The following is a 14,727-nucleotide window of genomic DNA, read 5'->3' on the forward strand; positions in this document are numbered from 1 at the left end:
GCGCCGGGCGGGGGCAAGGTCACTCCAGCCAGGACGGCTCCAGGATCATCACCGTCGGCCGGTCCGGCAGTGCGTCCCGCGACAGCACGACCTCCGGGCCGCCCGGCCGCTCCACCCGGTAGCCCGCCTCCTCCATCCCGGCGGCGAACGCCTCCAGCGTGCCGCGGCCGAACCAGTGCATCGGGATGACCAGCGAGGCGCGCATCCGCTCCATCGTCGCCAGCACCGTCGGGATGTCGAGCGTCATGCCGCCGTCCACCGCCACCAGCGCCACGTCGACGCGGCCGATCCGGGCGTAGTCCTCGTCCGTCGGCTCGTGGTGCAGGTGGCCGAGATGGCCGATGCACAGGCCCGCCGCCTCGAACACGAAGACCGAGTTGCCGTCCGGCACCGCGCCGCCGAAGCCGTCACGGATGTCGGTCGGCACGTTGCGCACCAGCACCTCGCCGAGGTCGAGGTGGTGGTCGGCCGGCCCCCCGCCCTCGCCCCAGCCGGGCAGGACGTGGGGGATCGCGGGGTCGGGCGCGCGGGTCCAGTGGGTGGAATGGGCGCGGTTCATCGTCACCACGTCGGGGATCATCCGGGTCGGCCCGACGAAGCCGTTGAAGTCTGTGACGAGGTTCAGCCCGGACGGCAGCCGCAGGAGGAACATCGAGTGGTCGATGTAGTGCAGCCGGAAGGTGTCCGCCTCCAGCGGGTCGGCCCAGGCGGCGGGGACGACCTGCGCGGGCGCCTCGGCGAAGGCGAGGCAGTGGGAGGGGATGCGCTCCTGCGCGGCGAGCGGCAGGGGGAGCACGGCGAGGAGGAGGGGAAGGAGGCGCATGGGCGGGAAGGATAGGCGCGGGATCGCTCCGCCGGTCCTCACAACCCCGCGAGAGCCTTACCCCGCGTCGGTCCGCCCCCGCCGGTCGCTGCGCAGGTTGGCGTAGAGGACGTGGTTGCGCCAGCGGCCCGCGATCTGGAGGTAGCTCTGCGCCACGCCCTCGTACTTGTAGCCGCAGCTTTCCAGCAGGCGGCGCGAGGGTGTGTTCTCGGGCAGGCAGCCGGCCTCGATGCGGCTGAGGTCCATCGCGGTGAAGGCGTGGTGCACCAGCGCCTTGATCGCCTCGCGCATGTAGCCCTGCCGGGCGAAGGGCTGGCCGGTCCAGTAGCCGGTCGTGCCGGACTGCGCGGGCCCGCGCCGGATGTGGTCGAGGGTGATCGCGCCGAGGAGCTGCGAATCCTCCCGCCGGATCAGGAACAGCGGGACCGCCGAGCCCTGCGCGATCGCCCGCTGCGCCCAGTAGACCCGGTTGGTGAAGCTCTTGCGGCTGAGATGGTCCTCGGCCCAGGTCGGCTCCCACGGCTGCAGGAAGGCCGCCGAGTCGCGGCGCAGGTTGGTCCAGGCGCGGAAGTCGGAATGCTGCGGCGGCCGCAGGGTCATCCTCTCGGTCTCGAGCCGGAGCTTCCGGCGCTGGCCGAGCATCAGGCCGCGAGCCTCTCCCTGAGCGCGTCGAGGCTGGGCGCGCGCTTGGCCGGTCCGTAGAGGGTCAGGGCCATCCGCTGGTCCGTCGCCAGCTGGCCGCTGAATGCCGCGACGTCGGCGGTGGAGACGGCGTCGATCCGGCCGATCACCTCCTCGATCGTCGGCACCCGGCCCCAGATCGCCAGCATCCGCGCCAGCCGCTCCGCCCGATGCGAGGGGCTCTCCAAGCCCATCAGCATGCCGGCCTTCATCTGCGCCCGGGCACGGTTCACCTCGGCCTCGGTCATGTCGGCGGCGGATCGGCGGATCTCGTCCATCGTGAGCTCGGCAAGGGCGCCGATCTGCTCGCCCGAGGTGCCGGCATAGAGCGTCACCATGCCCGTGTCGGCATAGGCGCCGGCCTGGGCGAAGATGGTGTAGCACAGGCCCCGCACCTCGCGGATCTCCTGGAACAGGCGCGAGGACATGCCGCCGCCCATCGCGGTCGCCCAGACCTGCGCGGCGTAGATCCGGTCGTCCCGGTAGTGCGGCCCTTCGAGGGCCATGGCGAAATGCACCTGCTCCAGCTTCTTCAGCACCCGCCGCTCGCCGCCGGTGAAGGTCGCGGGCTCGCAGACCTTGGCGGCGGGGACCGGGGCGAGGTGGCCGAACAGCCGCTCGGCCGCGCGGCAGATCGCGTCGTGATCGACCGCGCCGGCGGCGCAGAGGATCATCTGGCCGGGGCCGTAATGTTCGGCCACGAAGCCCGACAGATCCTCGCGGCTGAAGCCGGACACGCTCTCCACCGGGCCGAGGATGGTGCGGCCGAGCGCCTGGCCCGGATAGGCCGTCTCCTGCAGCCAGTCGAAGACGATGTCGTCGGGCGTGTCGAGCGCCTGGCCGATCTCCTGCAGGATCACGCCGCGCTCGATCTCGATTTCCTCGGCCGAGAAGCGGGGGTTCAGCAGGATGTCCGAGATCACGTCGAGGGCGAGATCGACGTCGTCCTCCAGCACCCGGGCGTAGTAGGCCGTCATCTCGCGCGAGGTGTAGGCGTTGATGTAGCCGCCGACGTCCTCGATCGCCTCGGCGATCTGCAGGGCGCTGCGGGTCTTCGTGCCCTTGAAGGCCATGTGCTCGAGGAAGTGGGCGATGCCGTTCTGGTCGGCCCGCTCGTGCCGGCCGCCGGCATTCACCCAGATGCCGATGGAGGTGGACTTGAGGCCCGGCATCTCCTCGGTGGCGATGCGGAACCCGTTCCCGAGGGTGTGCAGCCTGACCGTCACGCGCGCCTTTTCTCCCGCACCAGCGTCTGCAGCGCCGCCAGGTCGTTGGCGGACCGCGTCATCCGTTCCGGCCGGTCATACAGGTCCGCCATCCGGGTGGGAAGGGGCGGACGAATGCCGGTCGCCTGCTCGACGGCGTCGGGGAACTTGGCGGGGTGCGCGGTGGCGAGCGTGACCATCGGGGCGTCGCCCAGGTGTGCCTCGGCCACGTGCACGCCGACGGCGCTGTGCGGGCAGAGAAGCTCTCCCGTCGCGGCGAGGGTGCGGGCGATGGTGGCGCGGGTCTCGTCCTCGGACGCGCGGCCCGAGTCGAAGTGCTCCTTCAGGAACTCCCACGCGCCCTGCCCCACGGCGAAGCCGCCCTCGTCCGACAGCGCCTTCATCTGGGCCGCAATGGTCGCGCCGTCACGGCCGTAGGCGTCGAAGAGGACACGTTCGAAGTTGGAGCTGACCTGGATGTCCATCGACGGGCTGATCGACGGCTCCACCCGGCCCTTGCGCTGCTCGCCGGTGGCGAGGGTGCGGTGCAGGATGTCGTTCTGGTTCGTCGCGACCACGAGCCGGCCGACCGGCAGGCCCATCGCCTTGGCGACGTAGCCGGCGAAGATGTCGCCGAAATTGCCCGTCGGCACGGTGCAGTCGACCGTGCGGTGCGGCGCGCCGAGGGCGGTGGCGGCGGTGAAGTAGTAGACGACCTGCGCCAGCACCCGGGCGAGGTTGATCGAGTTGACGCCCGCCAGCCCCACCTCGTCGCGGAAGACGTGGTCGTTGAACATGTCCTTGAGCCGCGCCTGGCACTCGTCGAAGTCGCCGTCCACGGCGACGGCGTGGACGTTGTCCTCGGCCGGGGTGGTCATCTGGCGGCGCTGCACCTCGGAGACGCGGCCGTGGGGGAAGAGGATGAAGACGTCGACGTTGGGCAGGCCGCGGAACGCCTCGATGGCCGCGCTGCCGGTGTCGCCGGAGGTCGCGCCGACGATGGTGATCCGCTCGCCCGAGGCGGCGAGCGCGGCCTGCATGAGCTGGCCGATCAGCTGCATGGCGAAGTCCTTGAAGGCCAGCGTCGGCCCGTGGAACAGCTCCAGCAGGAAGTGGTTCGGCCCCAGCTGTTTCAGCGGCGCGCGGGCGGGGTGGTCGAAGCCGGCATAGGCGGCGGCGACGAGGCGGCGCAGGTCGGCGTCCGAGAAGTCACCGGCGACGAAGGGCGTCAGGACGCGGACCGCGACCTCCTCGTACGGCAGGCCGGCGAGGGCGGCGATCTCGTCCGCGGTCATCGTCGGGATCGCATCGGGGACGTAGAGGCCGCCGTCGCGGGCGAGGCCGGTCATCATCGTCTCGGTGAAGCCGAGGGAGGGCGCCTGCCCGCGGGTGGAGATGTAGCGCATCAGCTGTCCTTTCGGGCCGACCTCAGGGCCAGATACACGCTCATCCCCGCCCAGACGAGGGCGAGGCCGAACCACTGGATCGCGTAGCCGAGATGGTTGTTCGGGATGCCTTCCGTCGTCACCGGCAGGGGCGCGGTGCCGGGGAGGGCCGGGTCGATGTTGCGGGCCACGAGGAGCACCGGCTCGGCGTCCAGCGCCTGGGCTAGGCCGGTCAGGGTGCGGCCGGTGCGGGCGTTGACAGCATCGACCTCCGGCACCTCGGTGCCTGCCGGGCGTTCGAGGTTCCCGTCGATCCGGACCTCGCCCTCGGGGAGGTCCGGAGGCGCGCCATAGGGCGACAGGCCGAGATCGACCATGACCCGACGGCCGTCCGTCTCGAACGCCGCGACGATCAGCTCCTCGGAGCCGGAATGGACGATGCGGACCAGCGGCGGGACGAGGCGGCCCGTCGCCTCGACGGCGAGGTATTCGTCGCCCTCCCCCTCCGGCAGCGCCACCGGCACGGCGGCGATGGCGGCTTCGATCCGCGCCAGCTCCGCCTCCTTCCAGTCCAGACGCCGCAGCTGCCACAGGCCGAGCGCGACGAGGACGGCGCAGCCGGCGAGGCCGAGGGCGAGGGGAAAGATCAGGCGGCGCATCGCGGGGTCCGTAAGACGGAAGAGGCGGGCCGCGGCCCGCCTCGGAAGGGGCGCGCCGGGGCGCCCGGGGGCGGGGCGGTCAGCCGCCCCAGACGTAGATCGCGGCGAACAGGAACAGCCAGACCACGTCGACGAAGTGCCAGTACCAGGCCGCGGCCTCGAACCCGACATGCTTCTCGGGGGTGAAGTCGCCGCGGTAGACCCGCAGCAGGCAGACGGCGAGGAAGATCGTGCCGATCACCACGTGCGCGCCGTGAAAGCCCGTCGCCATGAAGAAGTTCGCGCCATAGATGTTGCCGGCGAAGCCGAAGGCGGCGTGGCTGTACTCGTAGACCTGGAACACGGTGAACAGCGCGCCCAGCAGGATCGCGAGGATCAGGCCCCACTTCATGTCCTGGCGGTTGTTCTCGTGCACCAGCGCGTGGTGCGCCCAGGTGGCCGCGGCGCCCGAGCAGAGCAGGATCAGCGTGTTGATCAGGGGCAGGTGCCAGGGATCGAAGGTGACGATGCCTTCCGGCGGCCAGACGCCGTCCTGCGCGGGGGAGTTCGGCCCCATCGGGTACAGCGCGTGCTTGAAGAACGACCAGAACCACGCCGCGAAGAACATCACCTCGGACATGATGAACATGATGACGCCGTAGCGCAGGCCGATCCGCACCACGGGGGTGTGGTCGCCCGCCCGGCTCTCGGCCACGACCTCGGCCCACCAGGCGTACATCGTGTAGAGGACGCCGACGAGGCCGATGAGGAACATCCACGGCCCGCTGTCCTTCATCCACAGGACCGCACCGAACAGCATCACGAAGGCCGACACCGCGCCGGTGAAGGGCCAGATCGAGGGGTGCAGGATGTGGTAGTCGTGGTTCTTTTCGTGCGCCATGTCTCTCGTTCCCTAACCGGCCCCGTTCGGCCGAGGCTTCGTCAGTTGGTGTCTATGGAGGGGGCGTCCGCCCCGGTCAACGCCTGCGGCGACAGCGCGGCCTGCTCGCTCTCGTCCTCGGGCAGGTCGATCTCGTAGAAGGTGTAGCTGAGGACGATCTCGTGAACATACTTCGCCTCGCGGTCGTCGACGATCGCCGGATCGACGAAGAAGCTCACCGGCATCTCCACCGTCTCGCCCGGCTGCAGCACCTGTTCGGTGAAGCAGAAGCACTCGATCTTGTCGAAGTAGCCGCCCGCCGCGTACGGCGCGACGTTGAACGACGCCTGCCCCGCGACGGGCCGGTCGGTCGGGTTCGACGCCTCGTAGAAGGCGAGTCCGGTCTCGCCGATGCGCAGCGTCATCTCGCGCTGCATCGGCAGGAACTCCCACGGCATGTCGGGGTCGGTGTTGGCGTCGAAGCGGACGGTGATCGTCCGGTCGAGGATGGTGTCGGAGGCCGCCTCGGCGACGTTGGTGGCGCCGCCGAAGCCGGTGACGCGGCAGAACCAGGAATAGAACGGCACCGCCGCCCAGGCGAGCGCGCCCATCACGAGGACGACGCTGACCGCCATCGCGGCGACGCGGGTGTTCGGGTCCTTGATGCGGCGGTACGGGTTCATTCGCCGTCCTCCCCTGCGCCGGCCGCCTCGGCGGCGGCGCGCTCTGCGGCGATTATCTCCTGCGTGGGGCTGGCGACATGGTCGGCCCCCTCGATGACGCGGATGTCGCCGAGGCCCAGCACCTTCACGACCGTGAGGCCGAAGACGATGGCGACGAAACCCACCAGCACGAGGCCGAGGCCGAGGTTCCGGCCGCGCCGGCGGTGGTGCAGCTCGTGCTCGACCTTCAGGACCATTGCAGCGCCCCCGCGAGCGGTGTCGCCTCGACCAGCAGCAGGCCGAAATGCAGGAACAGGTACCACAGCGACAGCTTGAACAGCCCGCGCTCCGCCGCGTAGCGGTCCGCCTCGGCGGCCGCGTCGTCGCGGCGCCAGACGCGGATCGCCCCGCGCAGGAACAGCGCGTTCAGCACCAGCGCGCCGGCGAGGTAGACCGGTCCGCCGACCGACGTGAAGCCGAGGCCGAGGGCGACCGGGATGAGAGCCAGCGTGTAGAGCAGGATGTGACGGCGCGTGGCCGGCCGGCCGTGCGTCTCGGTCAGCATCGGCACGCCGGCGTCGCCGTAGTCGGACTTCACGAACAGGGCGAGCGCCCAGAAGTGCGGCGGCGTCCACATGAAGGTCAGCGCGACCATCAGCCAGGCCTCAAGGCTCATCGAGCCGGTGGCGGCGACCCAGCCGACGAGCGGGGGGAAGGCGCCGGCGAGGCCGCCGATGACGATGTTCTGCGGCGTCGAGCGCTTGAGCCAGATCGTGTAGACCACGGCGTAGAAGAAGATCGTGAAGGCGAGCCAGGCGGCCGCCATCCAGTTCGTCGCCAGCCCCAGCATCAGCACCGAGAAGCCCGACAGCCCGACGCCAAGGCCCAGCGCCTCGCCCGGCGCGATGCGGCCCGCGGGGACCGCGCGGCCGCGGGTGCGGCGCATCCGGGCGTCGATGTCCGCGTCCCACCACATGTTCAGCGCGCCGGACGCGCCGCCACCGATGGCGATGCACAGGATCGCGACGAAGCCGATGAAGGGATGCACGTCGCCCGGCGCCACGATCAGCCCGACCAGCGCCGTGAACACGACGAGCGACATCACCCGCGGCTTCAGCAGGCTGACGAAGTCGCCGAATCCGGCCTCGCGCGTCATGTCGTCGGTCAGGCTCGCGTCGCTCATCTCGGTCCTCTCGCCGGTGGGGCCGGGGCCCGGGCCCGTCCCGCCCGCCAGCTCACCAGCTGCGATAGTCTTCGTCCTCGCGGATGCGGGTCAGCCACGCCTCGTAGTTCTCGGGAGAGACCACCTTCACGGTGATCGGCATGTAGGCGTGGTTGATGCCGCACAGCTCGGAGCACTGGCCGAAGTAGACGCCCTCGGCCTCGGCCTCGAACCACAATTGCGCGATCCGGCCCGGCACCGCGTCCTGCTTCACGCCGAAGGCGGGGATGGTCCAGGAGTGGATGACGTCGGCGCCGGTGACGTCCATCACGACGGTCGCGCCGACCGGCACGACGACAGCGGTGTCGGTGGCGAGGCGGAACTCGTCGGCCGAGTATCCCGCCTCCTCGAGCTGGGCGACGATCTCGTCGTTGAGGTTACCCTCGCCGGCGCCGATCATGAAGCTCTCGAAGGCGATGTCCTCGTCGGTGTACTCGTAGCCCCAGTACCACTGGTAGCCGATCACCTTGATGTGGACGTCGCCCTCCGGGATCTCCTGCTGGTCGAACAGGACCGGCAGGGAGAAGGCGCCGATGAAGACCAGGACGACGATCGGCACCACCGTCCAGGCGATCTCGAGCGGGGAATTGTGGGTGAAGCTGGCCGGGTTCGGGTTGCGGCGGGCGTTGTAGCGGAAGATCACCATCGCCAGCAGAGCGATCACGAAGACCACGATGACGCTGATGATGACCAGCACCATGCCGTCCAGCCAGTGCAGGTCGCGGGCGAGGCCGGTCGCGGCGGGCTGGAAGCCGACGCCGCCCTGGGTCGGCGCGCCGATGATCGGCAGGTCGGCCAGCGGGTCGGCGGCGTCCTGCGCGGCGGCGATGCCGCCGGTAAGCGCGGCGAGCGCGGCCGCGGCAAACGTCTTGAAGCTCCTGGTCAGGTTCATGTCCTACCCTTTTCCGACCCACGTCACGGGCGGCCCGGCGCGACCGCCCGCAGGCAGCCCTTGTCCCGGGCGACGCGGCCCCCATCTGGCTGGGCAAGGGGCCGCCCGTCCTCTCACCGGCGCTATTCCCACATTCGCCGTGTCGGAACAAGGCCGCGGGCTTGCGTCAAACGGCCGCTTTTGATCGAGATCAGGGACCCCGAGGAGACCACCTGCCCATGTCCGACGCCCCCTTCCGCCCGTTCGAGGACCTTCTGGACCGCGACGCCGCCCTCGCCCAGCTGCGCGAGGCGACCGCCGGCGCCGACGACGGCGAGCTGTTCCTGGAGCGCCGCCGCTCCGAGATCCTGTCCTACGACGACGGCCGCCTGCGCACCGCCAGCTACGATGCGTCCGAGGGGTTCGGCCTGCGCGCCGTCCGGGGCGAGACCGCGGGCTACGCCCACTCCACCAGCATCGACGAGCATGCCCTGCGCCGCGCCGTCGCCACCGCGCGGCTGGCCGTAGGCGCCGGCGGCGGCACGCTCGCGGACGCGCCGCCGCGGACCAACCGCCGGCTCTACGGCGACGCCGATCCGATGGCGGACGCGGCCTTCCCGGTGAAGGTCGACATGCTGCGCGAGATCGACGCCTACGCCCGCGCCGCCGATTCCCGCGTGGTGCAGGTGACCGCCAGCCTCGCCGCCAGCCACCAGGAGGTCGCGATCCTGCGGCCCGAGGGCGACGTCTATACCGACGTCCGCCCGATGGCGCGGCTGAACGTGTCGGTCATCGTCGAGGAGGACGGCCGCCGCGAGAGCGGCTCGGCCGGAGGCGGCGGGCGGCACGGCCTGCTCGACCTGCTGGAGCCGGGGCACTGGACGAAACTGGTGGACGAGGCGCTGCGGATCGCCCGGGTGAACCTGCACGCGGTCCCCGCGCCCGCCGGCGTCCTCGACGTCGTGCTCGGACCCGGCTGGCCCGGCATCCTGCTGCACGAGGCGGTGGGCCACGGGCTGGAGGGCGACTTCAACCGCAAGGGGTCGAGCGCGTTCGCGGGGCTGATGGGCACGCAGGTGGCGTCGAAGGGCGTGACGGTGCTGGACGACGGCACGATGCCAGACCGGCGCGGGTCGCTGACGGTGGACGACGAGGGGACGCCGTCGGGGAAGAACGTGCTGATCGAGGACGGGGTGCTGGTCGGCTACATGCAGGATCGCCAGAACGCGCGGCTGATGGGCGTGGCGCCGACGGGGAACGGCCGGCGCGAGAGCTTCGCGCACATCCCGATGCCGCGGATGACGAACACCTACATGCTCGCCGGGCGGGACGATCCGGCGGACATGGTCGCCGGCCTCAGGGACGGCATCCACGCCGTCGGCTTCGGCGGCGGGCAGGTGGACATCACCAGCGGAAAGTTCGTGTTCTCCTGCACCGAGGCCTACCGCGTCCGGAACGGCCGCCGCGAGGAGGCGCTGAAGGGCGCGACGCTGATCGGCGACGGGGCAACGGCGCTTCAGAAGATCCGCGCCATCGGCAACGACCTGGAGCTGGACCCCGGCATCGGCAATTGCGGCAAGGCCGGGCAGTGGGTGCCGGTGGGCGTCGGCCAGCCCTCACTGCTGATCGGCGGGCTGACGGTGGGCGGGGCCGAGGCCTGAGCGCGTGTGAGGATTTTTTCGGGAAGCCCGTCCGCATTTACTCCGGCTTAACGCCTGCGGCCTAAACAGGGCACTGCGACGGGTCGGGCCGGGGAACGGCGGTGCAGACAGGGGAAACCCTTCTTCCGCTCACCCCCCACTCCCACCACCCGGAAGATCGCGCCCGGCTCTCCGCCGCCGGCCCGTCGCACCTGAGAGGCCTGCTCCTAGGTCGGCGGCCGCCCGTAAAACGCGGGCGGCCGTTGCTCTCGGGGCTGCTCTTCCATCTTTTTTCTGATGGGGTTGGGCGCGTCCCCCGCCCGCTGGCGGCCGTTTGGCGGCGTCAGCTCGCTCACATGAGCCCGACACGCCCAGCTTCGCGCGGATGCGGTCCTCGCGGTCCGGAACCATCGGCTGCCAAGCGGCCGGCCCGCTCCACCGTTCCGTCGCGGGCCGGATCCGGATTGCCACCTGCGATTCACGGGGCGTTAACTTCTATGGTCACATCATGGCGGCGTCTGCTGCTGCCATGATCACATGACCGAATCTGCCCTCGCCGCCGTGCTGCCACGGCTGCCCGTGACCGATGCCGACGAACGCGCCGTCTGGCTGCGCCTGATCCGCTCGCGCCGGGTCGGGCCGACGACCTTCTGGCGCCTGATGGACGAGACCGGCAGCGCCGCGGCGGCGCTGGAGGCGCTGCCACAGGTCGCGGCCGCGGCCGGGGTCGACGACTACGCGCCCTGCCCCGAAGGCGTCGTCGCCGCCGAACTCGCGGCCGGCCGCCGGGCCGGGGCGCGGCTCGTCGCCCTGCCCGACCCGGCCTACCCCGCCGCCCTGCGCGACCTCGCCGACGCGCCGCCCCTGCTGTGGGTCCGGGGCGAGGCGGCGCATCTGAACCGCCCGTCGGTCGCGCTGGTGGGCGCGCGCAACGCCTCGTCCCTCGGCACGCGCATGGCGGCCCGGCTGGGGCGGGCCTTGTCGGGGGCCGGCCTCGTCGTCGTCTCGGGCCTTGCCCGCGGCATCGACGCCGCCGCGCACCAGGCGGCGCTTCCGGCGACGGTCGCGGTCTGCGCCGGCGGGGTCGACGTCATCTACCCGCAGGAGAACGCGGACCTTGCCGGACGGATCGCCGCCGACGGCGCCCTGGTCTCGGACCAGCCGATGGGCCTCGTCCCGCAGGCGCGGCACTTCCCGGCGCGCAACCGCCTCGTCTCGGGCCTCGCCGGCGCCGTCGTGGTGGTCGAGGCGGCGGCGAAGTCGGGCAGCCTGATCACCGCGCGCACCGCGCTGGACCAGGGGCGGGACGTCCTTGCCGTGCCGGGGCACCCGTTCGACGCCCGCGCAGCGGGATGCAACCTCTTGATCCGCGACGGCGCGACGCTGGTCCGCGGCCCCGAGGACGTGCTGGAGGCGCTGGGCCCGCTCGCCGCCGCCCCGCCGAGGGCGCACCGCGAACAGGCTCCGCAAGAAACCCCCGCTCCGGCCCGCCCCGCGTCGCGCCCCCTGCGCGAAATCGCGGCGCTGCACCGCGTCATCCTCGACCGCCTCGGCCCCTCGCCGATGGCCGAGGACCAGCTGATCCGCGACCTCGGCACCCCCGCCAGCGCGGTCTCTCCCGCCCTCACGGACCTGGAGCTCGAGGGCCGGATCAGCCGCCAGCCGGGTGGCCTCGTGGCACGGCTCAACTGATCGCCCGGACGCCGCCGCGCCGTACCCTCCCGCCCCGGCGGCCGGACCGGCCCGCGACCGGAGGACGGACGGCGGCGCATTGACAAGCCGGGGTCACCGCCCACATCTGACGCCCACCCCACCGGCCCGCCGCCCCCCGAAGGAGAGCCAATGCCCGTCGTCGTTGTCGAGTCCCCGGCCAAGGCCAAGACGATCAACAAGTATCTGGGGCCCGACTACACCGTCCTGGCGTCCTACGGACACGTGCGCGACCTGCCCCCCAAGGACGGCAGCGTCGATCCCGACAACGACTTCGCGATGGAATGGGAGATCGCGGCCGACAGCAAGAAGCACGTCAAGGCGATCGCCGACGCGCTGGCCGGCGATCCCGAACTGATCCTCGCCACCGACCCCGACCGAGAGGGCGAGGCGATCAGCTGGCACCTGCAGGAGGCGCTGACCAAACGGAAGGCGATCAAGGCCGGCACCCAGGTCAGCCGCGTCACCTTCAACGCGATCACCAAGGCCGCCGTCGCCGAGGCGATGAAGGCGCCGCGGCAGGTCGACGCCCCGCTGGTCGAGGCGTACCTGGCGCGGCGGGCGCTGGATTACCTCGTCGGCTTCAACCTCTCGCCCGTCCTGTGGCGCAAGCTGCCGGGCGCGAAGAGCGCCGGCCGGGTGCAGTCGGTCTGCCTGCGCCTGATCGTCGAGCGCGAGATGGAGATCGAGGCGTTCCGCCCGGTCGAATACTGGACGGTGAAGGCGCTGCTCGAGACGCCGCGCGGCCAGACCTTCGAGGCGCGTCTCGTCACGCTCGGCGGCAAGAAGCTGGACCGCTACGACCTCAAGAACGAGACCGCGGCCGACATGGCGGTGCAGGCGATCCGCTCGCGCGACCTCAGGGTCGCGTCGGTCGAGGCCAAGCCCGGCACGCGCAACCCGTCCCCGCCCTTCATGACGTCGACCCTGCAGCAGGAGGCGAGCCGGAAGTTCGGCATGGGCGCCCGCGCGACGATGAGCGCGGCCCAGCGCCTCTACGAGGCCGGGCTCATCACCTACATGCGGACCGACGGCATCGACATGGCGCCCGAGGCGGTCCACGCCGCCCGCGACGCCATCGCCGCGCGCTTCGGCAAGGAGTACGTCCCCGACTCGCCGCGGATGTACAAGAACAAGGCCAAGAACGCGCAGGAGGCGCACGAATGCATCCGGCCGACCGACATGGCGGTCGATGCGGACAAGGCTCGCATCTCGGAATCCGACCAGCGCAAGCTGTACGACCTGATCTGGAAGCGCACCCTCGCCAGCCAGATGGCGGCGGCGCGGCTGGAGCGGACGACGGTCGAGATCGCCAGCGCCGACGGCGAGGTGGGCCTGCGCGCGACCGGCCAGGTGATCCTGTTCGACGGCTTCCTCGCGATCTACGAGGAAGGCAGGGACGAGCCCGACACCGACGAGGACGGTCGCCTGCCGCAGATCGCGCAGGGCGATCCGGCGAAGAAGAGCCAGATCACGCCGGAGCAGCATTTCACCCAGCCGCCGCCGCGCTACACCGAGGCGACGCTGGTCAAGCGGATGGAAGAGCTGGGGATCGGCCGGCCGTCCACCTACGCCTCGATCGTGACCACGATCCAAGACCGCGGCTACGTCGCCAAGGATCGCGGCCGGCTGGTGCCGGAGGACAAGGGGCGCCTCGTCACCGCGTTCCTGTCGAACTATTTCCGCCGCTACGTCGACTACGACTTCACCGCCGACCTCGAGGAAGACCTCGACAAGGTCTCGGCCGGGGACGGCGACTACAAGGAGCTGCTGCGCCGGTTCTGGCGCGACTTCTCGGCCGCGATCGCCGAGACGGCCGAGCTGCGGATCACCGACGTGCTGGAGAAGATCAACGAGGTGCTGGAGCCGCACCTCTTTCCGCCCAAGGAGGACGGCACCGACCCGCGCCTTTGCCCGAACTGCGGCGCAGGGCGTCTGTCGATGCGGACGGCCCGGTCGGGCGGCGCCTTCATCGGCTGCTCGAACTATCCCGAGTGCCGCTACACCCGCCCGTTCGGCCCGCCGGGGCTGGAGGACGATCCTTCCGTCATCGGGCCCGACGGCCGCGTGCTGGGCGAGGACCAGGGCGACCAGATCACCCTGCGCGACGGCCGCTTCGGCCCCTACGTCCAGCGCGGCGAGGCGACCGAGGAGCAGCCCAAGCCGCCCCGGGCATCGCTGCCCAAGGGATGGCCGGCCGCCGAGATGGACCTCGAGAAGGCGCTGCTGCTGCTGAACCTGCCGCGCCCCGTGGGTCCGCACCCCGAGGACGGCGAGATGATCGAGGCCGGGATCGGCCGCTACGGGCCCTACGTGAAGCACGGCAAGGTTTACGCCAACCTCAAGGAGGTGGCCGAGGTCTTCGAGATCGGCATGAACCGCGCGGTCGAGGTGCTGGCGCAGAAGGCCGCGTCTCGCGGGGGCCGCGGCGGCGCGGCGGCCGCCAAGCCGCTGAAGGAGCTGGGCGAGCATCCCTCGGGCGGCGCGATCGCCGTCATGCCGGGTCGCTACGGACCCTACGTGAAGTGGGAGAAGGTGAACGCCACCATCCCCAAGGAGCGCGAGCCCGAGAGCGTGACGCTGGAAGAGGCGATCGCCTGGGTCGACGAGAAGGCGGCGAAGAAGGGCGGCAAGAAGAAGGCCGCGCCCAAGTCGACGTCGAAGAAGGCTCCAGCCAAGAAGACGGCGTCGGCGAAGAAGACGTCCGCGGCCGGCAAGACGGCGAAGGCCGCATCGAAGAAGGCCGCCCCGGACGAGCCGTCCGACTGACTTTCGGGGGCGGCCGGCGGAAAGCAGCGCAAACACGTGCCGCCGCGGCCGGTTCCCGCCGAAATGACGTTTTACGGCGGCGCTGTCCGCGAAGAACGTCAGGTCTCTGAGTTTTATCCAGACTTTACAACACTCTAGGCCGTATTGCGCCACTTCTGGTTGTCGCCCCACGACCACGATCGGTGCAAGCCCGCCCTCGCGCTATCGACCGCGCCCGCCTTGCGGACCATGTGTCTCCCAT

13 protein-coding genes are annotated in these 14,727 nt (G+C 71.1%); 3 read left to right on the top strand and 10 right to left on the bottom strand.

The window, feature by feature from the left end; all coding sequences use genetic code 11:
* Window positions 1-19: 19 nt before the first annotated feature.
* The 10 genes from A37W_RS0106235 to coxB form a co-directional block, all read right to left on the bottom strand.
* Complete coding sequence (locus tag A37W_RS0106235; RefSeq protein WP_018302164.1) at window positions 20-823, bottom strand: MBL fold metallo-hydrolase; 804 nt, start codon at window positions 821-823, stop codon at window positions 20-22.
* 57 nt (window positions 824-880) lie between these two features.
* Window positions 881-1,465, bottom strand: a complete 585-nt coding sequence (locus A37W_RS0106240; RefSeq protein ID WP_018302165.1) for a GNAT family N-acetyltransferase — start codon at window positions 1,463-1,465, stop codon at window positions 881-883.
* On the bottom strand, window positions 1,465-2,730 hold the full coding sequence (locus A37W_RS0106245) for a M16 family metallopeptidase (RefSeq protein WP_018302166.1): 1,266 nt from the start codon (window positions 2,728-2,730) through the stop codon (window positions 1,465-1,467). The genes A37W_RS0106240 and A37W_RS0106245 overlap by 1 nt, the downstream gene beginning before the upstream one ends.
* Entirely contained in the window at window positions 2,727-4,115 is a 1,389-nt protein-coding gene (thrC, locus tag A37W_RS0106250) for a threonine synthase (protein WP_018302167.1), read from the bottom strand. Before thrC ends, A37W_RS0106245 begins: the two co-directional genes overlap by 4 nt.
* Window positions 4,115-4,753, bottom strand: a complete 639-nt coding sequence (locus tag A37W_RS0106255; protein ID WP_018302168.1) for an SURF1 family protein — start codon at window positions 4,751-4,753, stop codon at window positions 4,115-4,117. The genes thrC and A37W_RS0106255 overlap by 1 nt, the downstream gene beginning before the upstream one ends.
* A gap of 79 nt (window positions 4,754-4,832) precedes the next feature.
* The gene (locus A37W_RS0106260) at window positions 4,833-5,633 is read right to left on the bottom strand and encodes a cytochrome c oxidase subunit 3 (protein WP_018302169.1); all 801 of its coding nucleotides are present in this window, start codon (window positions 5,631-5,633) and stop codon (window positions 4,833-4,835) included.
* A 41-nt stretch (window positions 5,634-5,674) separates the two neighbouring features.
* The gene (locus tag A37W_RS0106265) at window positions 5,675-6,295 is read right to left on the bottom strand and encodes a cytochrome c oxidase assembly protein (protein WP_018302170.1); all 621 of its coding nucleotides are present in this window, start codon (window positions 6,293-6,295) and stop codon (window positions 5,675-5,677) included.
* Complete coding sequence (locus tag A37W_RS0106270) at window positions 6,292-6,531, bottom strand: cytochrome c oxidase system small membrane protein (protein WP_018302171.1); 240 nt, start codon at window positions 6,529-6,531, stop codon at window positions 6,292-6,294. Before A37W_RS0106270 ends, A37W_RS0106265 begins: the two co-directional genes overlap by 4 nt.
* Complete coding sequence (cyoE, locus tag A37W_RS0106275; protein ID WP_018302172.1) at window positions 6,522-7,457, bottom strand: heme o synthase; 936 nt, start codon at window positions 7,455-7,457, stop codon at window positions 6,522-6,524. Before cyoE ends, A37W_RS0106270 begins: the two co-directional genes overlap by 10 nt.
* Window positions 7,458-7,509: 52 nt before the next feature.
* On the bottom strand, window positions 7,510-8,388 hold the full coding sequence (coxB, locus tag A37W_RS0106280; protein ID WP_018302173.1) for a cytochrome c oxidase subunit II: 879 nt from the start codon (window positions 8,386-8,388) through the stop codon (window positions 7,510-7,512).
* Between the two features lie 218 nt (window positions 8,389-8,606).
* Here coxB and tldD point away from each other — a divergent pair, with 218 nt between their 5' ends.
* The 3 genes from tldD (at window position 8,607) to topA (ending at window position 14,486) form a co-directional block, all read left to right on the top strand.
* The gene (tldD, locus tag A37W_RS0106285) at window positions 8,607-10,028 is read left to right on the top strand and encodes a metalloprotease TldD (protein ID WP_018302174.1); all 1,422 of its coding nucleotides are present in this window, start codon (window positions 8,607-8,609) and stop codon (window positions 10,026-10,028) included.
* A 516-nt stretch (window positions 10,029-10,544) separates the two neighbouring features.
* Window positions 10,545-11,699, top strand: a complete 1,155-nt coding sequence (gene dprA, locus A37W_RS0106290) for a DNA-processing protein DprA (RefSeq protein WP_018302175.1) — start codon at window positions 10,545-10,547, stop codon at window positions 11,697-11,699.
* A gap of 150 nt (window positions 11,700-11,849) precedes the next feature.
* Window positions 11,850-14,486 (top strand): type I DNA topoisomerase, encoded by a 2,637-nt coding sequence (topA, locus tag A37W_RS0106295; protein WP_018302176.1) that lies wholly within the window; start codon window positions 11,850-11,852, stop codon window positions 14,484-14,486.
* Window positions 14,487-14,727: the final 241 nt, after the last annotated feature.

This window comes from Wenxinia marina DSM 24838 (genome assembly GCF_000379485.1).
Taxonomy (GTDB): Bacteria; Pseudomonadota; Alphaproteobacteria; order Rhodobacterales; family Rhodobacteraceae; genus Wenxinia; species Wenxinia marina.